This is a genomic window from Rosenbergiella gaditana, from assembly GCF_018494065.1.
In the GTDB taxonomy this organism is placed as follows: domain Bacteria; phylum Pseudomonadota; class Gammaproteobacteria; order Enterobacterales; family Enterobacteriaceae; genus Rosenbergiella; species Rosenbergiella gaditana.
Genome location: NZ_JABBFR010000002.1, coordinates 57,830 through 82,576, shown reverse-complemented (window position 1 = coordinate 82,576; position 24,747 = coordinate 57,830). Strand labels below are relative to the sequence as shown.

Below are 24,747 nucleotides of genomic sequence, written 5' to 3'. Positions count from 1 at the left end.
TACTATGTGGTCAGAGTATACCTTAACCGTCATTGACAGCGTGGCAAGAAATGGAAGTTTCTCTGGCGCTGCTCAGGAATTACATAGAGTGCCATCTGCCATCAGCTATTCAGTCAAGCAAGTTGAAGAGTGGCTGGCAGTTGAACTGTTTGAGCGGCGACATCGTGATGTCTTATTAACGCCTTCAGGCGAACATTTTCTCACTGAAGCGCGTAGTGTTATCAAAAAAATGAATGGCACTCGACAACAATGCCAGCAGCTGGCTAATGGCTGGAGAGGGCGCTTCTCTATCGCTATTGATCGAATTGTCAAACAGTCCCGCGTCGAGCAGCTAGTCGTCGATTTCTATCGTCATTTCCCTGATATTGAATTACATATCAACGACGAAGTTTTCAATGGGGTTTGGGACGCTCTCGCCGATGGACGTGTCGATATGGCCATTGGCGCCACTCAGGCGGTACCCGTATCAGGGCGATTTAGCGTGCGTGATATGGGAAAATTATCGTGGCGCTGTGTGGTGGCAAACGATCATCCACTTCACCGTCAAGGGGTCATAAATGAGGATCATTTGCGGGAATGGCCATCTTTGGTGATAGAAGATACCTCGCGAGTACTTCCGCGCCGTGACACCTGGACATTGGATAACCAGCGGCGTCTTGTTGTGCCCAATTGGCCGGTGGGTATGCGTTGTGTTCAAACCGGGCTATGTGTTGCGATGGTGCCGGCGCATATTGCTACGCCTTACCTGCAGCAAGGGACGTTAATCCAGTTACCCATCAGTATTCCAGATAGTCCCTGTTATCTAAGTTGGCGGGAGAATAGTTTTTCGCCCGCCCTACAATGGATTTTGGAATATCTAGGCAATACTGCCACGCTCAATCAAGAGTGGCTGGTATCTCTTGATTAGCGGCGGTAGTCGATATAAGGGCCATCTATTACTGAACGTCGCTCAATGAGTTGCGGATGAATCTCAAGGCGTTGTGCCTCATCCCGCTTATTGACGATTCGATCCAGCAGCATCTCCAACGCCTTTTCGCCCAGTTCAATCTTCGGCTGATGAATGGTGGTTAAAGACGGGCTGAAAAAGCGAGAGTTTCGGATATTATCATAACCGATCACCGAAATATCATGAGGTACATTTAGTCCTTGTTCGTTCGCAGCGCAAATCGCGCCCATCGCCATGACATCTCCGCCACAGAATACTGCGGTAGGACGTTGTTTTTGGGAAAGGATTTGCTGCATGGCGTTATACCCGGATTCAGATTCGAAATCGCCTTGAACGATCCATTCTTCGCGGGGTGTAATGCCAGCATCTTTTAACGCTTTAATAAAACCGGCTAAGCGACCTTCACCGGTATGTCGCTCCATTTGGCCGGGGATACAACCGATATCCCGATGACCACGATCCAACAAATACCGTGCCGCTAAATGGCCCCCTGCGAAAGCATTATCTTCTACAGTATCGGTGAAATTGGCATGCGAACTGCCCCAGTCCATAACGACCATGGGTAGTTGGCTATGATCCTCAAGTATTTTTAATAATGAATCAGGGTATTCGGCACACATCACCATTAACCCATCCACACGTTTTTGCGCCATCATCGAGAGATAGGCACGCTGTTTTTCAAAGTCAGTGTGTGCATTAGCCAGTAACAGGGTATAGCCGTGCTGGAAGCATTTTTTCTCTATGGCTTCGATAATCTCTGCCCAATACGGGGCTTCTACAGACGTAGATAACAGACCGATGGTCTTAGTGGTATTGACTTTTAGGCTACGCGCAACGGCACTGGGTGAATAGTGCAGAGTGTTGATGGCATCCCATACTGTTTGTTGAGTCTGTTCCGCAACGAAACGCGTTTTATTGATCACGTGAGAAACGGTGGTGGTGGAAACCCCGGCGAGTTTCGCCACATCTTTAATGGTTGCCATGGGATATTCTCCTAGGAAAGCGTTTGCGTTTGCGCAACTAAAAATAAAGGGGGTGGATTCTAGCAGGGTGGAGGGGGTAAAACGAGCTTTTTGCGCAACAAAGGGAATGAGTTTACAAATCGTTACGTTGGTGAGTGAAAATAGCCGCTGAAAAAATAAAAAATCCCCGGCTAAGCGGGGAGTTAACTGAGATAGTTAGTGATTAACGCACCGAGCTTGGCGTCATGACGCGACGTGCACCAATATAATGTTTTTGCCAATATTCACCGGTTAAGTCGGTGATTTGAATATCTTTGCCGGTACGTGGCGACTGGATAAATTTCCCGTTGCCAACGTAAACACCAACATGATCAGCTGCGCCATGGCGATGAATACGGAAGAAGACTAAATCGCCTTTTTGGAGAGAGTTTCTTTTAACCGGGGCAGCATCGCGTAAGTGATACATCTCGTTAGCGGTACGGGGGATCTTAAATTTCACCAAGTCTTTATAAGCATAATAAACTAAACCGCTGCAATCAAAACCAGTATGGGGTGAGGTTCCGCCCCACTGATAAGGTTTCCCCAGTTGGTTCATTAATTTACTCATCGCTGTTTGACGCGCTTTTTGATACTTCTGATGATGGGTTGCGTTCATGACCATCGCAGCAGAGCGGGAAGAAGCGATGCGCGTATTGTGACGTGCCAAGACTTTCTGACCCGCATAATATTTTTTTCGTGTAATACGGGCTTTAGCAAGTTTATGCGATGTGGTTGAGTGTGGGGCGGAAAGAGTTTTTTTTGAGATTTGTTTAACTTTGTGGGCTTGAGGTTGTTTAGTACGTTTAGGGGGGGTTTTGACCTGTTTACGCTTACGGCGAGTGTCTTCAGCAGCCACCTTTTTTACCGATTTATGCGCAGTGGCATTAAGATGTCGGTGAGGTGCCGCTTCGGCGACATTGAAAAAAAATTGCATAAAAGCAAGAATTGAAAGCGTAATTATTAGCCGCATATTTATAATTTAGTCAGTGATGTACTCAAAAAAGAGTCAGTGAGTAAAAATAACCTCTGACAATGTTGTCAGTCCCATTAAGCCATTCTAATCCAGAACTTTTCTAAAAGTTAAGCGAGAATTTAAATAAATCTGTTACTAAGCGTGATTGCGTTCATTAGTTATCTATTATTTCGGCTAGAGTGGGGTATTATGGTTACATTGATGTGATCTACATCACGTTAATGAGTGTTAATAAGATAATTCTTATCTGTATTGTACGTCTGAAAAGTAAAACATCACGGAATTTCACACTGACCTCGATAAACGCTACAATACAAAAAATTAAGCTGTTGTTGAGGAAGTAAAATGAGCACCCTTGAAAAAATAAAAACGCAAATCTCTGAAAACCCGATTCTCCTTTATATGAAAGGTTCACCTAAGCTACCGAGCTGCGGCTTCTCTGCGCAAGCAGTTCAAGCGCTATCGGGCTGTGGCGAGCGTTTTGCCTATGTGGATATTTTGCAAAACCCAGATATTCGTGCTGAGCTTCCAGCCTATGCCAATTGGCCCACTTTCCCTCAACTTTGGGTTGACGGTGAACTCGTGGGTGGATGTGACATTATTATGGAGATGTACCAGCGGGGCGAACTGCAACCTCTGATCAAAGAGATTGCAGATAAATATCGCGAAGCGGAATAACGCGAACCGCTTAGTTTTCCTGTGGTGGGGGAGTCTCCACCACTTGTTGTTGTTCTTCTTCCACGGCCAGTGGCCAGCCACCTAAACGCTTCCATCTATTCACTAATTCACAAAAGAGTGCTGTGGTCTGCTCGGTATCATAGAGGGCACTATGCGCTTGCTCACTATCAAAACTCATCCCTGCACTGATACAAGCCTTAGCCAGCACTGTTTGACCCAACACCAATCCACTTAACGCGGCAGTGTCAAAGGTTGCAAAAGGGTGGAAAGGGTTACGTTTCAAGCTAGCACGTTGTGCAGCAGCCATGGTGAAACTGTGATCAAAATGGGCATTATGGGCCACGATCACTGCTCTGGAACAATCAGCCTCTTTCATTCCTTTTCTCACCATTTTGAAAATAGCATGTAGGGCATCATATTCACTGACGGCATTACGCTCAGGATCATTCGGGTTAATTCCGGTGAAGGCTAACGCTTCCGGATGGAGAATCGCCCCTTCAAAAGGCGTGATATTGAAATGAATTTTTTGATCTTCAACTAACCAGCCATTTTCATCCATTCGCACGGTGATTGCCGCAATCTCCAATAATGCATCCGTTTCAGCATTAAAACCTGCTGTCTCGACATCAATAACGACGGGGTAAAATCCACGAAAACGGTGTTTGAGTAGGTTGGCGTTGGCAGTATCTGACATCTGATTCTCAATAACTGTGAAAATGGTCGGCAAGTATGACAAAAACAGGGCTGCAACGCAGCCCTTAAACAGCGATTAATCGTTATTTAATCCAAGACCAGCGTCTTTTTTCTCGATAAGTTCAATTTTATAACCATCGGGATCTTCAACGAAAGCAATGACGGTTTTACCACCCTTGACCGGGCCTGCTTCGCGTGTGACGTTACCGCCTGCTTGACGGATGCGTTCACAGGTTTCAGCAGCAGAATCGACTTCTAAGGCGATATGTCCGTACCCTTTACCTAGATCGTAGTGCTCGACGCCCCAGTTATAGGTGAGCTCCAATACGGCACCTTCAGACTCGTCCGTATACCCCACGAAGGCGAGAGTGTACTGATACTCAGTATTTTCGCTGGTACGTAATAAACGCATCCCCAATACACGAGTATAAAAATCAACAGCTCGATCAAGATCCCCGACACGGATCATTGTATGTAAAAAACGCATAAAACCTCGTTACAGTGCTCGTTATCAGTGGATAGGATATCAGTTTTTTGTTTGCGGCAAAAATGGGTAATCGATGTAGCCATGCTCATCCCCCCCATAGAACGATTCAGGATGTTGTGCATTGAGGGGAGCCTGTTGCGCAAAACGTTCGACTAAATCTGGGTTGGCAATAAAATCCCGACCGAATGCCACAGCATCAATCAGCCCGTCCGCTAATAAAGACTCACCTTTTTCGAGTGTATAAGCACCAGCGCCAATGATGGTGTGTTGGAATGCCGCACGTACCGACTGTCTAAACTTGGGAGTGTAAGAGTTACCTCCCGCCCAATCAGGTTCAGATAAATGTAAATAGGCCAGCCCGAAACGATTAAGCTGTTCAATCAGCCAGATTGCATCTTCTTCTTCGTGTGGCCCATTGCCCAATGCTTGGAAGGTTCCAACCGGAGAGAGGCGAATCCCAATGTGACCGGCTCCCCACACTCGTGACACCGCTTCGATAATCTCAAAGATTATACGCGCACGATTTTCACGGCTTCCACCGTATTCGTCTGTCCGTTGGTTAGATTCTGGTGATAAAAACGCATGCAAGAGGTAACCATGCGCAGCATGCAGTTCTAAAAGATCGAAACCAGCTTGTTGTGCGTTAACGGCGGCTTGTTCGAAATCTTTCACAACTTGCTTGATTTGCGCAACGCTCATTGCTTGTGGGAGAGTGGTTTCACTGCGATACACTTCGCCTTTCTCATTCTTCAATGAGGTTTTCGTCTCAGAAGGTAAGGCGGAAGGCGCTTGTGGGGCGGCGTTGTTAGGTTGTAATGATGAGTGTGAAATACGTCCGGTATGCCAGAGTTGTACGGCAATTTTCCCGTTTTCAGCATGGACTGCGTGGGTGATAGCTTGCCAAGCGGCAACCTGCTCTGCAGTGTGTAATCCTGGTGCACCAGCATAACCCTTGGCCTCAAAAGAGATCTGCGTGGCTTCCGTAATAATTAAGCCGGCTGAGGCGCGCTGTTGATAATACGTTTTCATCAGTTCCGTTGGGATATCGCCAGGTTCGATACTTCTCAAACGTGTCAAAGGAGCCATGAAAATACGGTTTTGAGTAGTGATAGCGCCGACTTCAAGTGGGGAAAAGAGGGATAACGCTGACATATTACTCTCCTGCTATAATGTAAGGGTTTTTAAACAGATTAGTTTTTGTTACGTCGCCCGACAAGGGGGGGAGCCCTCCGTCGCACAGAACAACAAATTGAGCTGATCATTAATACAGGTGAAGGGAGGAGCATGGCAGAACAACTCGAAATGTTTTCGCTACCGAATCCTTGCAGGGGGCTGTGTCAAGCTAATGCTCGCGGGTATTGTTTAGGATGCTTTCGCAATCGAGAAGAACGTTTTGGATGGCAAGAATTTAGTGATGCCAAAAAACGTAATGTGTTACGGCGCTGCACGCTGAGGCAACGTGCAGCGCAACGCGTTATGGTGATAGCGGTAGAAAACATTGCCGATCAAGGTGAATTATTTTAATGTTTGCGGCGGGACCGAATAGCCGAGTTGGGCTAACGAGCAGTTAAGGCGCCAAAGTATGCCTGCTAGACGTATCGCGTCAGGATTTTTTGTTTGCGCAAGCTCAGCACTTTGTTCCGTCAGTTCCTCTAATACCGTATTCAGTTGCGAAATATACACGCCTCGTTCGCTAATAATGGTCTGTAAAATCTGAAAACATCGGTCGCGTTGAGCACTCAGCCGCTCAGAACTCGTGTGCCAAGCCCGTAATTCCCAAACGATATGAGCACTATTTTGTAATACAACCCCCCAGCGTAGTAGCCAGAGTTTGGCTTGGGCATGTTGGCTGGATTTCAATTGGTTAATATGAAAATAGAGCCGTGATTCATAATGATTTTGGCTGGCATGTGGCTTAGGGCGAAGTTGATCGAGGAAACCTCGACGAATGTCTCTTATATGGCGCAAACTTTTGCGGTCGTCGGAACTCGGCCTAATCAGCACGAAAGCCAGCCAAGCGAAAATTACGCCACAAACCTTTGCGACATCGCCATTCAATACCGCACCATAGTCCCAAGTTGGCGGGTTACTGACAGAGATAAAAGATCCCATAAACACTACAATTTGTCCCCATAGCGCGGCGCGCTTTGGTATCAGCAGTTTGAAAAGCTGCAAGGTAATGATGATGGGGAACAGTACAAGTAAAAAATGCCACAGTTGCGTAACTTGAATCATCACGCCGAATTTTATCACAAAGCTCATTACACAGAGGATCAGTAATGTCTTTAACAGTAAGGTGACACTAGCGGAAGGCGAAGGGGCCGAAGAGTAAAGCACGCAGGCAATAGCCGTTAAGGTTAACGCTGCAGGACCTTGATCCCACTGCGTATAAATTTGGAAGCTACAACCGAGTATAATTGCAAAAAAAGTCCGCCCTGCACTCAGCAATGCCTCAGCACGATCGGATTCTAAAGCGAGGGCGGGGACTTTGGGAGGTGTCAAGCGTTGCGCAGGATCCGCGTTATTCACCAGACGCGTCCAGCGTTGTACATCCAAATAGACCCAACAGAAATAGCGTAGACGGCTGACAAACGCGAGTTGTCGATAATCACCTTGGCTTATCTCTGGGGTGATAGTGCGTAAAATTTTTGCCAATTTATATTTGTCGCACTCGGGCTGCTCTAGTTCCGACAAGAGAAGCTCGATCGCTTTAAAGAGAGCAGGTGGGGCTTCTGGCCAATTTAACAACATTCGGCGTAAGCCCGACAACACGCCGGTTAAACGTAATTGTTGATGTAAAACGTAATTCAATACCCGATTTTGACGCCGATATCGGTAATGGCTCCAATAAGCTTGAATACGCAGTAAATTAGTGGTCAGTATCTGCCCAATCATTGTTTCATGCGCGGTTTGAGCCTTATCTGCCGTTTCTCTGTTTAATAAAAGGCGAGCATGCTCTAACAACCTGACTTGCATCTGTTGAAGGGTAACGATCAAGGTATCCCCATCGGAATTACTGGGGAGTAACATCAGAATTAGTCCAGCACTTAAAATACCCGTAATCGCTTCACAAACTCTCGCTTGGGCAATATCCCAGAGTTGACTAAACTCTGTAATATTGACGGTACTGAAGGCAATCAGTGCGGCGGTATAACCCGCTAATGAAAATGCATAGGCAACATTATTTTGATGTAAATTTGCGATCCAAGTACAAAACCCTAACCATGTGGCAAAGCTTAAAGTAAATAACCATGGGTCATTCAGCGTATTCCCGGCAATAAGTACCGCCGCTAAGGCTCCCAACAAACTGCCAACAATGCGACCTAAACTCTTACTGATTGCTCCGCCAATAGTTGGAAAACTGACGACTGCGGCTGACGTCATGGCCCAATAAGGTTGGTCAAGATCGAGGCTATAAGCAAAGCTCAAGGCAATACACATAGCAAATGTATTACGTAGCGCAAAGCGCCACTGCGCTCGCGTTGCGCGAATCCAAGGTAAATTCTCCCAAGCTAACCATTGCCAGGACATTAGTGCGAAACCGGATGAATAACGATAGTACAAGTAGTCCCTGCGACTAATAGTTGTTGGTGGGGGAGTTCGGTTAAGCGGATCCTCACCGGTACGCGCTGTGCAAGCCGCACCCATGGAACGGTCGGTTTAACATCAGGCACAAGACGGCTATCAGAATCGACGCTTTGGTCGCTGATTGCGCGCCCAATACTTTCGACGCGTCCCTTCAAGGCAGTATTGTCACTGTACAACGTTAAGGTGGCAGCTAAACCCGCTTGGATATGCCGTAATTTCGTCTCTTCAAAGTAACCGACGACATAAAAAGAGTGGCTGTCCACTAAGGCAAATAGCGCGGAACCGGTATTGATATAGTCCCCTTTACGCAGGTGGAAGTTAGTCACCCAACCGTCAACCGGCGCATAAATTTTCGTTTGTGACAGATTCCACTCAGCTTGGTCAACGTTGGCTTTGGCGGCAAGCATAGTGGCTTTCATCGCACTTGCAGCTTGTCGATAACTGTCTTGGTCTTCTGCAGAAATAATATTAGTGGAGAGTTGCGCACGGCGGGTCGACTCATGTTCGGCTTTGCGTAGATCGGCTTCACTTTTTGCTAACTGAGCTTGAGCATTTTCTAACGCTATTTGGTAAGGGCGCGGGTCTAACGATAATAATAAAGTTCCTTTATGAACGAATTGGTTATCTATTACCGGAAGTTCAATCAGTCGTCCCTCCACTTCAGAGGCTACCTTAACCATCTCTGCGTGGACTTTACCGTCACGAGTCCAAGGCGACTGCATATAATAATTCCACATCCACCATGCCGCTAGAACGGCGATTGCGAAGGTGAATAGGGTAGAAAAATACCGTAACGCATTAAATTTCATTTGAGTTATCCATAATACTATCTCAGGACCGCTAACGCGGCAGAAACACAGAGGAAGAAAAGCGAAAGATCCAGTAATGTCGGATGCCAAACTTGGCCAGAATAAATTTTATGACGGATCAGGGGGTGGATGGCTAGCCAAAAAAAGAAGCCGAGTAATACCGATTTAAAAATGGGAGGAAAAAATAACATATCGCCTACAACCAAATCCGTTAACGCTGAAGTAAGTGGAAATTGTGACACATGCATTATTAAATCCCTTATCTGACAATATAACACTTAAACAAATCGCTTTTTTAACCGATACTTATATGTAATTCCGAAAAGGAAAACGGAAAATAGTCTAAAATTGACTATACTACTTAGTAAACTAATTATAGGTAAAGTTATGGAATCATCACTTGGGACAGACTTAGCAAGACTGGTACGCTTATGGCGTGCAATTATTGATAATCGCTTAAAGCCATTAGGTCTTACGCAGACTCTTTGGGTCACATTACATAACATACATGAATTACCTGCTGATCAATCACAAATTCAACTCGCTAAGGCGATTGGTATTGAGCAGCCCTCATTAGTGAGAACCCTTGATCAACTTGAACATAGAGGGTTAATCGTTCGTTCTGCTTGCGCAGAAGATCGCCGTGCAAAGCGTATCTCTCTAACGGAACAAGCCGCACCGATTATTGAAGAACTTGAGTCGGTCATTGTACAAAGCCGTAATGATATTTTGCAGGGGCTATCCGATCAAGAGCGACAACAGCTGAAGAGTTTAATTGCTCGCTTAGAAGTCAATATTGTCGAAATTCAAAAAAATGAGTTGAAAGCTTAAAAATTAAGCGCTTGATGAATGATGACAACCTCACTCCTTCTCTTTTTGAACCTATTTATCGATAGATAAAAAAAAACCCCTCCAAAGAGGGGCATACCATTATTAAGCATTGGAGTGACTTAACGACGTGGTGAAATCGTCACTTGGCTACCATTGGTTGCGATGGCTACACGTTGACCTGGTGAATAACGGGTTGCGGCTTGTTTTTGTACAACCATGATAGTATTGCCGTCATCCTTACGGATCTCGAGCTCAACACCATTTGAAGTATTGACCGCGCCTTGTACACCTTGACCGGCTACGCCACCAAGAATAGCACCCCCGGCTGTTGCCAAGCTCCTGCCCGCACCACCACCGATAGTATTTCCTAAGAATCCACCGAGTACAGCGCCGCCGATTGCACCGATTGCATTGCTGTCATCACCACCTTGGATCTTGACTGGGCGGACTGAAACAAGTGTACCGTAAGTCACGTTTTGGACTTGCTTAGCCTCGTTAGCAGAGTAGACATCCCCAGACAATGAATTGTCATTCACACATCCTGTTAGGGTCATAGCAACAGCGATTGCTGCGGCAACAGTTGAAAACCGTTTTAACATTTGAAACTCCTTTCAATAGTGAGTGCATTATCAACTATGCAAGCATTAGAAATCGTATTAAGTATAGTACAATCTAGAAAGATGATTCTAGCTTAGTAATGTGGCCTAGAGTTTAGTTATTCAACTTTAACCATAACTCAATATGTTGCAATGATTTTGCTTATATGAGTCACATGTCAAAAAGAGAGCCGGCTTTTAGAGGAGTAGTCAAATGCAAACAGGACGTTATATTGGCGTGATGTCAGGGACGAGCTTAGATGGTATCGATGTGGTACTTGCGGCCATCGACCAGAACATCGTGGCATTGCAAGCGAGTTATTGCCATCCGATGCCATTGGAAATTCGTCAACAAATTCTCAATATCAATCAAGGCCAATCTGTGACGTTGTCACAAATTGGCCAGATGGATACGCGCTTAGGACGTCTTTTTAGTGAGGCTATTTTACAGCTAATGGCTCGTGAAGGGCTGACAAGACGAGATATCGTCGCCATTGGTTGTCACGGTCAAACGGTCTGGCATGAGCCACAGGGTGATGCCCCATTCAGTATGCAACTCGGGGACAATAATACGATAGCTACCCGAACGGGGGTCACGGTGGTCGGCGATTTTCGTCGGCGCGATATGGCATTAGGGGGGCAAGGTGCTCCATTGGTCCCTGCTTTCCATCGAGCACTATTAACTCACCCTAGCGAACGAAGAGTCATCTTAAATATAGGTGGAATAGCGAATGTGTCATTACTCTCTCCAGGAGAGGTGGTAAGAGGTTTTGATACCGGTCCAGGCAATATCTTAATGGATGCGTGGATTTGGCACCATCAACAACGGCCCTATGATAAAGATGGTCAATGGGCAAGCTCTGGACAGGTCGACTCAGCGCTACTGGAGGCGATGTTGGCTGATCCTTGGTTTCAACGTCCGGTCCCTAAGAGCACTGGACGCGAATATTTTAATTTCGGTTGGATCGAAAATAAGTTAGCAGCCTTCGGTCCGATTGCGGCAGAAAACGTCCAAGCAACATTACTGGCATTAACGGCGATTAGTATCACTGATCTCATTAAACAACAGGGTGAGTGGGAGCGTTTGCTGGTGTGCGGAGGTGGGGGACATAATAAAGCCTTAATGCAACATATCTCGTTGCTAATCCCTTCCACGCACGTCGCGCTTACCGATGAAGTGGGGATTAGCAGCGACGATATGGAAGCATTAGCCTTTTCGTGGTTGGCTTACCGTACAGTGTCTGGATTACCCGGTAACCTTCCAGCAGTGACCGGTGCGAAAGATTTTACGGTATTAGGGGCAATTTTCCCCGCAAACCCTCTGGATGTAAGGTAATACGATTAATCATCAGCTAAAGAGTGAACGAATAATGAGCCAATCTACTGATCCTTTTGCCAAACTTACTGACATACGTCGCGAATATACGCTAGGGGGGTTACGTCGTGAGCATTTACCCGAGACGCCAATTACGTTATTTAACCAGTGGTTAAAACAGGCTTGTGAAGCTCAATTGCCTGATCCCACTGCAATGTGTGTGGCGACGGTGGATAATCAAGGGCAGCCGTATCAACGTATTGTGCTACTCAAACATCTTGATGAAAATAGTATGACTTTCTACACCAATCTGGGTAGCCGTAAAGCTCAACATCTGCAAGAGAATAATCGTATTTCACTGCATTTTCCATGGTACTTTTTGGAACGACAAGTCATGGTGATTGGTCGTGCCGAGAAGCTTCCGGTGTCACAAGTCCTGACCTATTTCAACTCTCGGCCTTTTGAAAGTCAAATTGGCGCATGGGTTTCTCAACAGTCGAGCCGCATCTCTGGGCGGAATATTCTTGAGACGGCTTTTAAGCAGATGAAACAAAAATACCAGCAGGGTGAGGTCCCCCTCCCGAGTTTTTGGGGTGGGTATCGTGTCACTATTGAAGCGATAGAATTTTGGCAAGGGGGGAAACACCGTCTCCACGACCGATTTATCTATCAAAAACAGGATGATTGCTGGAAAATCGATCGCCTTGCGCCATAACTCGCAAATTAATGCGTTCAGAGCTGGAACCTTTGTGCGTAGCGAATTATTCTATGGGACTTACTTTATTCGCCGGTGGCGGAAACTGTGTACCAGTTTAGGTGCAGACTGTTCAACTTGGAGTCATTAATGACCAGTAGTAACCTTATCCAACAATTGCAAGAAAGAGGGCTGATCGCCCAGGTAACGGATGAAAAGGCGTTATCAGAGCGACTGGCACAAGGGCCTATTGCACTGTATTGTGGCTTCGATCCTACCGCAGACAGCTTGCATCTGGGGCATTTGGTGCCACTGCTTTGTCTAAAACGTTTTCAAGATGCCGGTCATAAACCGGTTGCCCTTGTCGGCGGTGCCACGGGGTTAATTGGTGATCCAAGCTTTAAAGCGGCCGAGCGTAAATTAAATACGGAAGACACGGTACAAGAGTGGGTTGAAAAAATTCGCCATCAAGTCTCTCCCTTCCTTGATTTCGATTGCGGTGAGAATAGCGCTATAGCAGCCAACAACTTCGATTGGTTCGGCGGTATGAATGTTTTAACCTTCTTACGTGATATTGGTAAACATTTCTCTGTTAACCAAATGATCAATAAAGAAGCCGTCAAACAGCGGCTAAATCGTGAAGACCAAGGTATCTCCTACACTGAGTTCTCTTACAACCTACTTCAAGGTTACGACTTTGCCTGCCTGAGTAAACAGTATGGCGTGGCATTGCAAATTGGTGGGTCAGATCAATGGGGCAATATCACATCAGGCATTGATTTAACCCGCAGAATGCATCAACAGCAAGTCTTTGGACTCACGGTACCTCTGATCACGAAATCAGACGGCACTAAGTTTGGTAAAACCGAAGGGGGCGCTGTTTGGTTAGATCCTGTCAAAACCAGCCCGTATAAATTCTATCAATTTTGGATCAACACGGCAGATGCCGATGTCTATCGCTTCCTGAAATTTTTCACCTTTATGAGTATTGAAGAGATCAATACGTTGGAAGCTGAAGATCAACAAAGTGGCAAAGCACCGCGGGCGCAATACGTGTTGGCAGAAGAAGTCACTCGTATGGTGCATGGCGAATCAGGATTAGAAGCAGCGCAACGCATCACGCAAAGCCTGTTTGCAGGAACCTTGAGCGATCTGACGGCGAGCGATTTTGCGCAATTGGCGCAAGACGGCATGCCAACGATTAGCCTTAGTGCAGAAGCTGATCTACAACAAGCTCTGGTGGCTGCAGAATTGGTACCTTCTCGTGGTCAAGCTCGGACAATGATTAGCTCTAAAGCCGTTGCGGTGAATGGCGCTAAGCAAGAGGATGTTGAGTATCGGTTCACAGACAGTGATAAATTACATGGCCGATTTACGCTATTGCGTCGTGGAAAAAAACACTATTGCCTGATTGATTGGGCATAGCAAAAGGGGCCGGAAACGGCCTTTTTTTTATAATAATAGACATGCAAACATGAAAAATATCTTAGCAATACAATCCCATGTAGTTTACGGTCATGCGGGTAATGCCGCAGCTGAGTTCCCTATGCGTCGTATGGGGGCTAACGTCTGGCCATTGAATACGGTTCAATTCTCCAACCATACTCAATATGGGCAATGGACAGGCACTGTCATGCCTGCGGAGCACCTCACTGATATTGTGCAGGGGATAGCGGCTATTGATCGATTAAAAACCTGTGATGCAGTATTGAGTGGCTACTTAGGCTCAGCAGAACAGGGTGAGAAGATCCTGGATATTGTGCAGCAAGTGAAAGCAGCCAATCCTGATGCATGGTATTTCTGTGACCCCGTAATGGGACATCCAGAAAAGGGCTGTATTGTCGCCCCCGGTGTAGCAGAGTTCCATTGCCAGGTCTCGTTACCTGCCAGTGATATCGTTGCACCGAACCTGTTAGAACTTGAAATGCTCAGTGGACGCACCATTAATGACCTCGATGAGGCGATTGAGGCAAGTCGTTCGTTAATTGATAAAGGGCCTAAAGTCGTATTGGTTAAACACCTTTCACGTGCTGGATTACGCAGTGATCAATTTGAAATGTTGTTGGTTACGAAACATGAAGCGTTACATATCCAACGTCCGTTGATTGATTTCGGGGTAAGACAGCCGGTAGGGGTGGGTGATCTCACCAGTGGCTTATTGTTAGTCAATCTCTTACAAGGTAAGAGCCACCTGCAAGCACTGGAACACATTACCGCTGCGGTCTATGGTGTAATGTTAAAAACACACAGCATGGGTGAATACGAGTTGCAGCTGGTGGCAGCTCAAGACGAGATAGCAACGCCGAGCCACCATTTTCGTGCTATTTCAAAAGTTACAATCTAGCCAAAATGTGACCTTTACCTCATTAGTAAAGGTCACAACCCTTAAGTTTTGACAAACATCATTATTTATCCCGCGAATATCTCCTAGACTCTTCTCCACCTTAACGTTCATGGATGATTGGGTACATGCTGCAGTGCTTGAAACAAAAACGCCTTCCTATGCTGGATTTACCCGCCAGTGTCCGACGTAAAATGTGGTTTAAGCCTTTCATACAATCTTATCTAGTTGTTTTTATTTGTTATATGACGATGTATCTGATCCGCAAGAATTTTAATATTGCGCAAAATGACATGGTCACTACTTATGGTCTTAGCTTAACGCAGCTCGGGCTAATAGGGCTGGGGTTCTCCATTACCTACGGTGTAGGAAAAACCTTACTCTCTTACTACGCTGACGGGAAAAATACTAAACAGTTCCTCCCTTTAATGCTGATACTTTCTGCACTCTGTATGTTGGGATTTAGTGCAAGCATGGGTTCTGGATCGGTGGCATTGTGGCTAATGGTTGCCTGCTATTCACTCAGTGGATTTTTCCAAAGTACCGGCGGATCCTGTAGTTACTCAACGATAACCAAATGGACGCCAAGGGGAAAACGCGGCACCTACCTAGGATTGTGGAATATTTCTCATAATCTTGGTGGGGCAGGTGCAGCAGGTGTTGCCTTATTCGGGGCACACTTTTTCTTTAATGGTCACGTAATAGGAATGTTCATTTTTCCATCGATCATCGCTTTGGTGGTGGGGTTAATCGCGTTACGCTTTGGTAATGATTCCCCTGAAGCTTATGGCTTGGGGAACACTGAAGCCTTATTCGATGAGCCAAAAAGCGAAGAGGACGAAGAGGCTGATGATGAAACTCTAACTAAGTGGCAAATTTTTGTGACCTATGTGCTGAAAAATAAGGTCATTTGGCTACTCTGTTTTGCCAATATTTTCCTCTACGTTGTGCGAATTGGAATAGACCAATGGTCAACTGTCTACGCCTATAATGAGCTAAAACTGTCCAAGGAAGTTGCCATACAAGGATTTACGCTATTTGAAGCGGGGGCCTTAGTGGGGACCTTACTCTGGGGATTCCTCTCAGATCTTGCCCGCGGGCGCAGGGCGTTGGTGGCCTGTATTGCGCTCGTATTTATCACCATTACGTTAAGTGTCTATCAACACGCCACGGAAGAGTGGGTCTACCTTACCTCGTTATTCTGCTTAGGCTTTATGGTTTTTGGCCCGCAACTTTTGATCGGTGTCGCAGCGGTCGGCTTCGTCCCCAAAAAAGCAATCAGTGCAGCAGATGGGATCAAAGGGACCTTTGCCTACTTAGTGGGTGATAGTTTTGCTAAATTGGGGCTAGGCATGATTGCCGACGGTCATTCTATTTTTGGTATGACAGGATGGGCGGGTACATTCGCTGCGCTGGATGCCGCGGCAATGGGTTGTATTATTATTATGGCGGTAGTGGCGATTCTCGAAGAGAAGAAAATACGGAGTATTGCGAAGAGAGGGATGCAGCGCTAGAAAAGAAAAAACCCGTCCGAGGACGGGTTTAACCATTAGACGTTTTCGTTGCGAGTCATACGTTTTAACAACGGAGAGACTAATAGCATCACTATGGCGATACCCAGCGTAAATTGTCCTATTTGCATAAAGACATTGCTGTATACCTGCAGGGATTGCAGTGGATCGACAACGTTGTCGGGAACAGCCATACGGTTAGCGACTTTACCCGCAATCATTGCTGCACCTGCGGTAGTCAAGAACCACGACCCCATGATAAAGCCCATTAGGCGTTGTGGAACCAGCTGTGCGACCATCGCCAAGCCTAAACCTGAAATCATCAACTCACCAATACTTTGTAGGGCATAGCTGAGAATTAGCCAGTTAACTGAAACGATACCTTGTTCCGAGGCCATTTTTGCGCCGAGGGGTAAGACGAGGAAGGCGGCAGAACATAAGAACATCCCGATGGAAAACTTGTAAGGCATCGGTAAGCGGTCGCCCAACTTGTTATAGATAATGGCTAATAACGGACTAGCGAGCATAATCCAGAAAGGATTTAATGCTTGGAACTGCTCAGGTTGGAAAGTAAAGCCTAGAATCTGGTGCTCAACGTTATGGATAGCAAAGAAGTTAAGCGACGTAGGCATCTGCATATAGAGCACGAAAAAGACAATCGCTTCTACCATCATAATGAAAGCAACAATCATTTTACGGCGGTCAGCCCCTTTCAGCTGCATGGTCTCTTTTAAGAATACCAGCACGATTCCAATGGCGATAACACCCAGTGCCATACGCGCGATATCTTGATGGTGCAATAACCACGTGGCAAGAGCGATTAAAATAACCACACCGACTAAGGTCATAAAGAGTTTGCCCCACTGTAAAGGAGCGAAGTCCGGCTTGGAGCCGTAATTTTTCACCATACCTTGGCAGAAGAGGAAATTTAATAAGGTGATGATTAAGCCGACAACAGAGAGCGAGAAGGCGGCACTCCAGCCATAGTTCGCTGCCAGTACTGGGGTCAACATCATGGAAACAAGGGAACCGATATTGATCGACATGTAAAACATGGTGAAGGCACCATCAATACGGGGATCGTCTTTCTCATAGCAGGTCGACAGTAGGGAAGAAGGGTTCGCTTTGAATAAACCACTTCCGACGGCGATAGTGGCCATCCCAATATAAACCAGCGCAATTTGATGGCCGGAAAAGGCAATCAGACTATAGCCTAAGGCTAATACGATAACACCCAGCGTTAAGACGCGTTTCGTACCAAGAACTTTGTCGCCTAACCAGCCACCAATGGCAACCATACCGTAAACCAAAGCACTGAAGGATGAGAATAGGGTGATGGAGTCTGCTTCCGACATTCCCAGCTGTTTAACGAGATAAACCGCCATAATGGCTTGTAGGCCATAGAATCCAAAACGTTCCCAGAGTTCAATTGAAAAAATGAGATAGAAAGCTTTAGGCTGTTTGAAAACATTCAAACTCACCTCTTCGTTATTATGATGTTGTTTGTTTGCAGTAGACACATAAACCTCGGTATTGCCAATCCTAAAACAATGCTAGGAATTGCTGTGATCCGCGGGGTAAACCACGAAGATTATTGATGTAAAAAAGTGACAAGTCGGTAATGTGTCCGATTATTACGGTCAGAGCAAGAGATTTTTCTTATATGGTTAAATAGTAATCTGATAGTGATAAGAAATGTGATAAAGCTTACACACGATAGTAAATAGGCTTTAATAAAATTCACTAGCAGAAAATATTTTAGTCGGTTTTGTCGCGGTATTCGCAAAGGTCTTCGATTAAACATGAACCGCAGCGAGGTTTACGAGCGATACAGGTATAGCGCCCATGCAAGATGAACCAGTGATGACAATCAACCTTAAACTCAGCGGGAACCACTTTTAGAAGATGCTGTTCGACAAGATCCACATTCTTCCCCGGTGCGAAGTTAGTGCGATTGGCGACGCGGAAAATATGAGTGTCTACGGCAATGGTTGGCCAGCCAAAGGCGGTATTTAACACAACATTTGCTGTTTTTCGCCCCACACCAGGCAGTGCTTCCAGGGCTTCACGGTTTTCCGGGACCACTCCCTGATGCTGTTCAACCAATATCTGGCAGGTTTTTATCACATTAGTGGCTTTGGTATTAAATAATCCTATGGTCTTGATATGGCGCTTAACCCCCTCCACACCTAAATCCACCATCTCTTGTGGGGTAGAGGCTTGAGCAAAAAGGCCCACAGTGGCCTTATTTACACTGACATCTGTCGCTTGCGCGGATAATAATACCGCGATCAAGAGTTCGAAAGGAGAATTAAACACTAGCTCAGTGGTCGGGTTTGGATCGTTGTCTCGCAGACGAGTTAAAATTTCCCGACGTTTAAGCTTATTCATCCTGCATGCCCTATTGAGTTATTCTCTGCGATGTGAGCTTGTTGTGCAGCTTTGCGCGCACTGGCTTGTTTAGTCCGTTGGTCAATCAAATATTTAACCGCGAGTAGCATACCTAACCCAATAAAGGCACCCGGTGGCAACATCGCTAATAACATTGGTGAATCAAAATGGAATACTTCAACACGTAGTACTTTTGCCCAAGACCCTAATAGCTGGTCAGCCCCATTAAAAATGGTGCCATTGCCAATAATTTCGCGAATAGAGCCTAAGGTTACCATGGCGCAGGTAGCACCCATACCAATAGCAAAACCGTCTAAGGCAGAAAGCCCAACATTTGCGCGCGAGGCGACAGCTTCAGCACGGCCAACGACAATACAGTTGGTGACGATCAATGGGATGAAGATCCCAAGAGATTGATATAATCCGTGGGCATAAGCGTTAATCAATTGCTGAACACAGCTGACGACGGAGGCGATAATCATTACGTAGATTGGAATACGAATCTCAGAAGGCATCCAACGACGTGAAAGAGAAATGGCACTATTAGTCAGTGTCAGTACCAAAGTCGTGGCTAATCCAAGCCCCAAGGCATTGGTAGCAGTCGAGGTGACGGCCAGTAACGGGCAAAGACCCAATAGTTGTACTAAGGATGAGTTATTCTTCCACAGCCCGCCAATTAGCAGTTCTTTCGCTTCACTCATGGTGCTTTATCCCCACATTTTTCTAGCGTGTTAATTTTCTGCCGTAATTCAGCAATTAAAAGTGTGGTACGTTTTGTCTCATTAACTACCGCACGTGGCGTAATGGTCGCACCGGTGAATTGGTCAAAATCACCCCCATCTTTTTTTACCGCAAAATGGCTGTCTTGCGGACCATGAATGTTAACTCCCGCAAAGTGCGTGATCCAATCTGATATCCGCAATTCAATTTTATCGCCTAAACCTGGCGTTTCATGGTGCTCCGTTACGCGTACCCCAAGAACTGTCCCTGAGAAATTAGCCCCAACCAGCATTCTAATCGCACCAGAGTAGCCATCCGGTGCGACAGTTTCAATAGCCGCGGCTACCGGTTGGCCGTCCTTACGCGCGATATAAAACGGATGTTGTTGATTATCACCCAATATTGGATTGGTCACCCAATAGCACTCTTTTTGTAAATCGTTATTATAAAGATGAGGCGGTACAACTTGGTCGAGTAATGTTTTCTCTTGTATGGCCATCTGTTTTGCTACGGTAGGTTTCGTTACCTCATTGACCAATGCTGTTACACCGGTTGTTACCGCAGCAAAGATAGCCAAGATCACACCATTTTTACGGATAGAGTCTATCATTTCCTATTCCTTATTATGGCCATAGACGGCAGGCTGCGTGTAATAATCAATAAGCGGGACGCAGATATTGGCTAACAATACCGCGAAAGCTACGCCATCGGGATAGCCACCAAAGCTGCGGATTAACCAGACCAGTACACCAATTAAAGCACCGTAAAGAAGACGGCCACGGTCAGTGGTGGAGGCCGAGATAGGATCCGTAGCAATAAAAAACGCCCCTAACATTGTGGCCCCTGAAAAGAGGTGTATGACTGGCGAAACCAAGCTGTTAGGAGAAAAGACCCATCCTAAGGTTGCGCAGACCGCAAGGGAGAGTAGAAAACTCACCGGTATATGCCAGCGAATAGTTTTTGACGCTAATAAGTAAAGGCCTCCGAGTAGGAAACCGATGTTAATCCACTGCCATCCTTGACCCGCAATGATGCCATGGTAGATCGGCTGGGCGAGAAGATCCTGCGCAGAGTGCCCGGCTCGCAAACCTGTTTTAAAATTATCCAGTGGTGTGGCTTGGCTAATCCCATCGACACCCATTTGAAGCTGCTGTAACGTCAAGCCCGATGCATTATGCCCTGTAAATATCATCTGCCAGGTTTCAGCTAGGGTTAACGGCGTATGCTGCAGCGCTTCAGGGGGTAACCAGCCAGTCATCTGAACTGGGAATGAAATCAGTAATACAACATAACCTACCATGGCAGGGTTGAAGGGGTTTTGTCCGAGCCCCCCGTAAAGCTGCTTGGCGAAAATCATACAGAATGCGGTGCCGATAACAATCACCCACCAAGGCGCTAAGGAGGGAATACTCACCCCAAGCAACAACGCAGTGAGTAGGGCGGAGTTGTCGGCCAGCGTGGAGAGGACTGGTTTTTTACGAAGACGCAAAACTGCCGCTTCACACCCCCAGGCAACCAGTGCAGCAATGGCTATTTGGATTAAATTTCCCCAACCAAAGTAATACCACTGCGCAAAGAGTCCAGGAATGGCTGCAAGCAAGACCAACGTCATTATACGATTAGTACTACGACGGTTATGTGTGTAGGGAGAGCTAGCGATGCGAAAAGCCATTTAATCCTCTGATACCGATGAAGGCTGTGATGTCTGGTGAGAACGTTGGGCGGAAGCCGCTTCAGGTTCGGTCATTGTTTCTGCTGCCTGTGCCGCACGCTTCGCTTTGGCGCGCGCAATAGCCGCGGCCACCGCTGCTTTACGCGGGTCGGTTTCAGCGGAAGCGGCTTCAGGTTCGGTAATTGTTTCTGCTGCCTGTGCCGCAAGTTTCGCTTTGGCGCGCGCAACGGCTGCGGCGACAGCCGCTTTACGCGGGTCGGTTTCAGCGGAAGCCGTTTCAGGTTCGGTAATTGTTTCTGCTGCCTGTGCCGCACGCTTCGCTTTAGCCCGCGCAACGGCCGCGGCGACCGCCGCTTTACGCGGGTCGGTTTCAGCGGACGTCGTTTCAGGTTCGGTAACTGTTGCCTGTACCTGTGCCGCACGCTTTGCTTTGGCGCGCGCAACGGCTGCGGCGACCGCCGCTTTACGAGGATCTTCGCTAGCACCGGGTTGTTCTGTGACGGCTTCAATGCCAACGAGATGAGCGTTAAGCTGGCTATCATAATCATCGGCAGTGACTAGGGCTTCTTCTTGATCTGATTGACTTTGCGCTTTTTTCGCTTTAGCTCGAGCGACTGCCGCGGCCACCGCAGCGTGTCGTGAGTCTTCCTCAGAATGTGCAGCCTGCTGTTCTGCTTGATAAGCACGAGCTTTCGCTTTACGTGCAGCGCGTTGAGCGGTCACCGCGCTATTATCAGGCACTGCGCCAGAAGTTGAGGTAACGGATTCGGTAGCCGTTTCCTGTCGGGCTTTAACACGAGCTAGTGCAGCATTAACCTGATCTTTCTCGGTATTTGTTACACGCGCTTTTGCGGCAGCGTGGCGAGCCTCACGCGCTAACTTCTCTTTCTCTAAACGCGCTTGGCGAGCTTCGAAGCGGGCTTTAGCTTCTTGTGTCCGTTGCGTTTCAATATCGATAGCCAATAGTTCTGCTTTCTCTTGGCGATAGTACTGAACCAATGGAATATTACTTGGGCAGACATAAGCACAGGCTCCACATTCGATACAGTCATTGAGGTTGTAGGCGCGCGCTTTATCGTGATCGCCCCCTTGACAATACCAATAGAGCTGCTGAGGTAAAAGTCCAGCAGGACAAGCATCCGCACAGGCACTACAGCGAATACAATTCTGTTCCTCTTCGGGTTGACCCATCTCTCGCCGTGAAGGGGCGAGTAGGCAGTTGGAGATCTTAATAATGGGAACAGTTAACGCAGGAAGGGTGAAGCCCATTAGTGGCCCCCCCATGATCACCATCTGATCAGGTTGAGGTTGAAAACCCGCAAAGTGCAGCAGATGTTCAACCGGTGTCCCTAACCGGCCCCAGACATTACGCGGCTGGCTCAGGGTTTCACCGGTCAGCGTCACGACGCGTTCAGTTAAGGGCTCACCATCAATGACCGCGCGTTTCACGGCAAAGGCGGTACCCACGTTCTGCATTAGCACACCGATGTCAGACGATCGTCCGCCCTTAGGGACTTCCCGACCAGTTAAAATTTTAGTTAACTGTTTCGCACCACCAGAGGGATATTTAGTTGGGATAACCCGGATGATAATATCCTTGGCATCGCCAAGCGCTTGGGTCAAGGCACGAATCGCTGCGGGTTTATTGTCTTCAATTCCGATAATAATTTTCTCAGACCGGAGCAACCAGCCCAAAATACGTGACCCCTCTAAAACCTCTAGCGCATAATCTTGCATCAGACGATCATCTGCAGTGATGTAAGGTTCACATTCTGCAGCGTTTATAATCAGCGTATTAACACCCTGTAAGCCACCATACACTTTCGTCGCGGTAGGGAACCCTGCCCCCCCTAATCCCGCGACACCGGCTTGATGGATACGCTCAATAATACTTTGGCGTTCACAGGCTTGATAATCAGGGATAATCGGCATTTTCTGCCATTGATCGAGGCCATCAGGCTGGATAAATACCGCGATCTCGGATAGACCCGAAGGGTGCGCAGTGATATGGGGCGCAATAGCTGTCACCGTGCCGGAGCTCGGGGCATGAATTGGCAACATCTTACCCTTACCAAAGGTCAAGGGCTGACCCCGCAAGACGTAATCACCAACGGAGACTAAAATTTCCCCTTCATGGCCGATATGTTGCTTAAGTGGCAAGATAAACTGTTGCGGTAGCGGGACTTCAGTCAATGGAGTACCTGAAGACTGAGACTTCATTTCAGGCGGATGAATCCCACCCTTAAAGTCCCAAATAGGCTCGGGGCGTGAACGTGAGAAAAAATTAAACATGATGATCAACCGGTATAACACGGACGGGGATAGTATTAAGATCCCACTTCCAATTATCCTGAGTAGTAGGGACAGGGCGCATTTCAATACAATCGGTAGGGCAAGGCGCTACACAGAGATCGCAACCTGTACATAAATCGGTGATGACAGTATGCATGGCTCGGGTTGCCCCGACGATAGCATCCACTGGGCAGGCCTGAATACATTTGGTACAACCGATACAGTTACTTTCGTCTATCCAAGCGATCTGTTTCTCCGGTTGCTTGAGTACAGCGTCCCCTTCGATGGGCTGAGGATCAACGTTCAATAACTCAGCAATACGCAGCATAGTCTGCTCACCGCCAGGTGCGCACTTATTAATTAGCTCCCCCTGGTTCCCTACAGCTTCTGCATAAGGTTTACAGCCAGGATAACCACATTGGCCACACTGGCTTTGGGGAAGTAATTCGTCGATTTGTTCAACGATAGGATCTTCTTCAACTTTAAACCGCCGAGAGGCATAGCCAAGAAGTCCTCCGAAGCTTAACCCTAATACACTAATAGCAACAATTGCGATACAAATAGCGGTAATCAAAACTTCACCAATCCTGTAAAGCCCATAAATGCCAGTGCCATCAAGCCCGCAGTCACTAAGGCAATGGACGAGCCTTTAAACGGCGCAGGTACATTGGCTAACACCAGACGTTCACGAATACCTGCAAACAGCACCATGACCAATGAAAAGCCAAGTGATGCACTGAAACCGTAGACTGCCGCTTGTAAAAAGCTATGGTGCAAATTGACGCTCAGTAAAGGTACTCCGAGTACAGCACAATTAGTCGTGATTAAGGGTAAAAAAATCCCCAATAAACGATAAAGAGAAGGACTGGTTTTACACACCACCATCTCAGTAAATTGTACCGTTACCGCAATGACCAAAATGTAAGCCAATGTCCGCAGGTAGACGAGATCAAGCGGGACCAAAATTAGGTGATTAACCAGCCATGCACAAATTGACGCAAGCGTAATCACAAAAGTGGTCGCCATACCCATACCGATTGCAGTTTCGAGTTTTTTAGACACGCCCATAAACGGACAGAGCCCTAAAAATTTCACTAACACAAAGTTATTTACTAACACTGTGCCAATAAAGAGGAGAAGATAATCAGTCATGTGTATGCCATTAAATAAAATCTCCCGATATTATCTGAAAATATCGGGAGTATCTCA

26 protein-coding genes are annotated in these 24,747 nt (G+C 46.8%); 9 read left to right on the top strand and 17 right to left on the bottom strand.

What is annotated here, in order from left to right; all coding sequences use genetic code 11:
* Nucleotides 1-4 precede the first annotated feature (4 nt).
* Entirely contained in the window at nucleotides 5-907 is a 903-nt protein-coding gene (punR, locus tag HH682_RS01850) for a DNA-binding transcriptional activator PunR (protein WP_214235697.1), read from the top strand.
* On the opposite strand, the gene purR is transcribed toward punR, so the two are convergent.
* Nucleotides 904-1,929 carry an HTH-type transcriptional repressor PurR gene (gene purR, locus HH682_RS01845; protein ID WP_214235695.1) on the bottom strand — a complete coding sequence of 342 codons (1,026 nt, stop codon included), beginning with the start codon at nucleotides 1,927-1,929 and terminating at the stop codon, nucleotides 904-906. The two genes, punR and purR, sit on opposite strands and share 4 nt — an antisense overlap.
* A 202-nt stretch (nucleotides 1,930-2,131) precedes the next feature.
* Entirely contained in the window at nucleotides 2,132-2,917 is a 786-nt protein-coding gene (locus HH682_RS01840; RefSeq protein WP_214235693.1) for a C40 family peptidase, read from the bottom strand.
* 348 nt (nucleotides 2,918-3,265) lie between these two features.
* Between HH682_RS01840 and HH682_RS01835 the strand changes: the two genes are divergently transcribed.
* The gene (locus HH682_RS01835) at nucleotides 3,266-3,598 is read left to right on the top strand and encodes a Grx4 family monothiol glutaredoxin (protein ID WP_214235691.1); all 333 of its coding nucleotides are present in this window, start codon (nucleotides 3,266-3,268) and stop codon (nucleotides 3,596-3,598) included.
* Between the two features lie 10 nt (nucleotides 3,599-3,608).
* On the opposite strand, the gene rnt is transcribed toward HH682_RS01835, so the two are convergent.
* From rnt to nemA, 3 genes are all read right to left on the bottom strand, one after another.
* Entirely contained in the window at nucleotides 3,609-4,292 is a 684-nt protein-coding gene (gene rnt / locus HH682_RS01830) for a ribonuclease T (RefSeq protein ID WP_214235689.1), read from the bottom strand.
* A gap of 75 nt (nucleotides 4,293-4,367) precedes the next feature.
* Nucleotides 4,368-4,778 carry a lactoylglutathione lyase gene (gloA, locus tag HH682_RS01825; RefSeq protein WP_214235687.1) on the bottom strand — a complete coding sequence of 137 codons (411 nt, stop codon included), beginning with the start codon at nucleotides 4,776-4,778 and terminating at the stop codon, nucleotides 4,368-4,370.
* Nucleotides 4,779-4,817: 39 nt separating this feature from the next.
* Nucleotides 4,818-5,930 carry an N-ethylmaleimide reductase gene (nemA, locus tag HH682_RS01820; RefSeq protein WP_214235685.1) on the bottom strand — a complete coding sequence of 371 codons (1,113 nt, stop codon included), beginning with the start codon at nucleotides 5,928-5,930 and terminating at the stop codon, nucleotides 4,818-4,820.
* A gap of 132 nt (nucleotides 5,931-6,062) precedes the next feature.
* Here nemA and HH682_RS01815 point away from each other — a divergent pair, with 132 nt between their 5' ends.
* On the top strand, nucleotides 6,063-6,302 hold the full coding sequence (locus HH682_RS01815) for a DUF1289 domain-containing protein (RefSeq protein WP_214235683.1): 240 nt from the start codon (nucleotides 6,063-6,065) through the stop codon (nucleotides 6,300-6,302).
* Here the strand turns inward: HH682_RS01815 and HH682_RS01810 are convergent.
* Genes HH682_RS01810 through HH682_RS01800 form a run of 3 tightly spaced genes read right to left on the bottom strand, consistent with a single transcriptional unit; the run spans nucleotide 6,294 to nucleotide 9,423 of the window.
* A complete protein-coding gene (locus HH682_RS01810; RefSeq protein ID WP_214235682.1) occupies nucleotides 6,294-8,309 on the bottom strand; it encodes an FUSC family protein in 2,016 nt (671 codons plus the stop codon). The two genes, HH682_RS01815 and HH682_RS01810, sit on opposite strands and share 9 nt — an antisense overlap.
* A complete protein-coding gene (locus HH682_RS01805; protein WP_214235680.1) occupies nucleotides 8,309-9,175 on the bottom strand; it encodes an efflux RND transporter periplasmic adaptor subunit in 867 nt (288 codons plus the stop codon). The genes HH682_RS01810 and HH682_RS01805 overlap by 1 nt, the downstream gene beginning before the upstream one ends.
* A 17-nt stretch (nucleotides 9,176-9,192) precedes the next feature.
* Nucleotides 9,193-9,423 carry a DUF1656 domain-containing protein gene (locus tag HH682_RS01800; RefSeq protein ID WP_214235678.1) on the bottom strand — a complete coding sequence of 77 codons (231 nt, stop codon included), beginning with the start codon at nucleotides 9,421-9,423 and terminating at the stop codon, nucleotides 9,193-9,195.
* Nucleotides 9,424-9,562: 139 nt separating this feature from the next.
* On the opposite strand from HH682_RS01800, the gene slyA reads away from it, so the two are divergent.
* On the top strand, nucleotides 9,563-10,006 hold the full coding sequence (gene slyA / locus HH682_RS01795) for a transcriptional regulator SlyA (protein WP_214235676.1): 444 nt from the start codon (nucleotides 9,563-9,565) through the stop codon (nucleotides 10,004-10,006).
* Between the two features lie 119 nt (nucleotides 10,007-10,125).
* Here slyA and HH682_RS01790 read toward each other — a convergent pair whose 3' ends face one another.
* Nucleotides 10,126-10,605: an outer membrane lipoprotein gene (locus HH682_RS01790; protein ID WP_214235674.1), complete on the bottom strand. Its 480-nt coding sequence runs from the start codon at nucleotides 10,603-10,605 to the stop codon at nucleotides 10,126-10,128.
* Nucleotides 10,606-10,816: 211 nt separating this feature from the next.
* On the opposite strand from HH682_RS01790, the gene anmK reads away from it, so the two are divergent.
* The 5 genes from anmK to uhpT all read left to right on the top strand — a co-directional run bounded on the left by anmK (nucleotide 10,817) and on the right by uhpT (nucleotide 16,466).
* Nucleotides 10,817-11,938 (top strand): anhydro-N-acetylmuramic acid kinase, encoded by a 1,122-nt coding sequence (gene anmK, locus HH682_RS01785; protein WP_214235672.1) that lies wholly within the window; start codon nucleotides 10,817-10,819, stop codon nucleotides 11,936-11,938.
* Nucleotides 11,939-11,972: 34 nt separating this feature from the next.
* Nucleotides 11,973-12,632, top strand: coding sequence for a pyridoxamine 5'-phosphate oxidase (gene pdxH, locus HH682_RS01780; protein WP_214235671.1), 660 nt, complete (start codon nucleotides 11,973-11,975; stop codon nucleotides 12,630-12,632).
* 129 nt (nucleotides 12,633-12,761) lie between these two features.
* Nucleotides 12,762-14,036 carry a tyrosine--tRNA ligase gene (gene tyrS, locus HH682_RS01775; RefSeq protein ID WP_214235669.1) on the top strand — a complete coding sequence of 425 codons (1,275 nt, stop codon included), beginning with the start codon at nucleotides 12,762-12,764 and terminating at the stop codon, nucleotides 14,034-14,036.
* A 49-nt stretch (nucleotides 14,037-14,085) separates the two neighbouring features.
* On the top strand, nucleotides 14,086-14,955 hold the full coding sequence (gene pdxY, locus HH682_RS01770; protein ID WP_214235667.1) for a pyridoxal kinase PdxY: 870 nt from the start codon (nucleotides 14,086-14,088) through the stop codon (nucleotides 14,953-14,955).
* A gap of 125 nt (nucleotides 14,956-15,080) precedes the next feature.
* Nucleotides 15,081-16,466 (top strand): hexose-6-phosphate:phosphate antiporter, encoded by a 1,386-nt coding sequence (uhpT, locus tag HH682_RS01765; RefSeq protein WP_214235665.1) that lies wholly within the window; start codon nucleotides 15,081-15,083, stop codon nucleotides 16,464-16,466.
* Nucleotides 16,467-16,501: 35 nt separating this feature from the next.
* On the opposite strand, the gene dtpA is transcribed toward uhpT, so the two are convergent.
* From dtpA to rsxA, 8 genes are all read right to left on the bottom strand, one after another.
* Nucleotides 16,502-17,983 (bottom strand): dipeptide/tripeptide permease DtpA, encoded by a 1,482-nt coding sequence (gene dtpA, locus HH682_RS01760; RefSeq protein WP_214235663.1) that lies wholly within the window; start codon nucleotides 17,981-17,983, stop codon nucleotides 16,502-16,504.
* Nucleotides 17,984-18,221: 238 nt separating this feature from the next.
* On the bottom strand, nucleotides 18,222-18,854 hold the full coding sequence (nth, locus tag HH682_RS01755) for an endonuclease III (RefSeq protein ID WP_214235661.1): 633 nt from the start codon (nucleotides 18,852-18,854) through the stop codon (nucleotides 18,222-18,224).
* Nucleotides 18,851-19,555, bottom strand: a complete 705-nt coding sequence (locus HH682_RS01750; RefSeq protein WP_214235659.1) for an electron transport complex subunit E — start codon at nucleotides 19,553-19,555, stop codon at nucleotides 18,851-18,853. The genes nth and HH682_RS01750 overlap by 4 nt, the downstream gene beginning before the upstream one ends.
* Nucleotides 19,552-20,184, bottom strand: a complete 633-nt coding sequence (rsxG, locus tag HH682_RS01745) for an electron transport complex subunit RsxG (RefSeq protein WP_214235658.1) — start codon at nucleotides 20,182-20,184, stop codon at nucleotides 19,552-19,554. Before rsxG ends, HH682_RS01750 begins: the two co-directional genes overlap by 4 nt.
* 3 nt (nucleotides 20,185-20,187) lie before the next feature.
* Nucleotides 20,188-21,246, bottom strand: coding sequence for an electron transport complex subunit RsxD (gene rsxD / locus HH682_RS01740; RefSeq protein ID WP_214235656.1), 1,059 nt, complete (start codon nucleotides 21,244-21,246; stop codon nucleotides 20,188-20,190).
* Nucleotides 21,247-23,538, bottom strand: a complete 2,292-nt coding sequence (gene rsxC, locus HH682_RS01735; protein WP_214235654.1) for an electron transport complex subunit RsxC — start codon at nucleotides 23,536-23,538, stop codon at nucleotides 21,247-21,249.
* The gene (gene rsxB, locus HH682_RS01730) at nucleotides 23,531-24,109 is read right to left on the bottom strand and encodes an electron transport complex subunit RsxB (protein ID WP_214236029.1); all 579 of its coding nucleotides are present in this window, start codon (nucleotides 24,107-24,109) and stop codon (nucleotides 23,531-23,533) included. The genes rsxC and rsxB overlap by 8 nt, the downstream gene beginning before the upstream one ends.
* On the bottom strand, nucleotides 24,109-24,690 hold the full coding sequence (gene rsxA, locus HH682_RS01725; RefSeq protein WP_214235652.1) for an electron transport complex subunit RsxA: 582 nt from the start codon (nucleotides 24,688-24,690) through the stop codon (nucleotides 24,109-24,111). The genes rsxB and rsxA overlap by 1 nt, the downstream gene beginning before the upstream one ends.
* Between the last annotated feature and the right edge of the window lie 57 nt (nucleotides 24,691-24,747).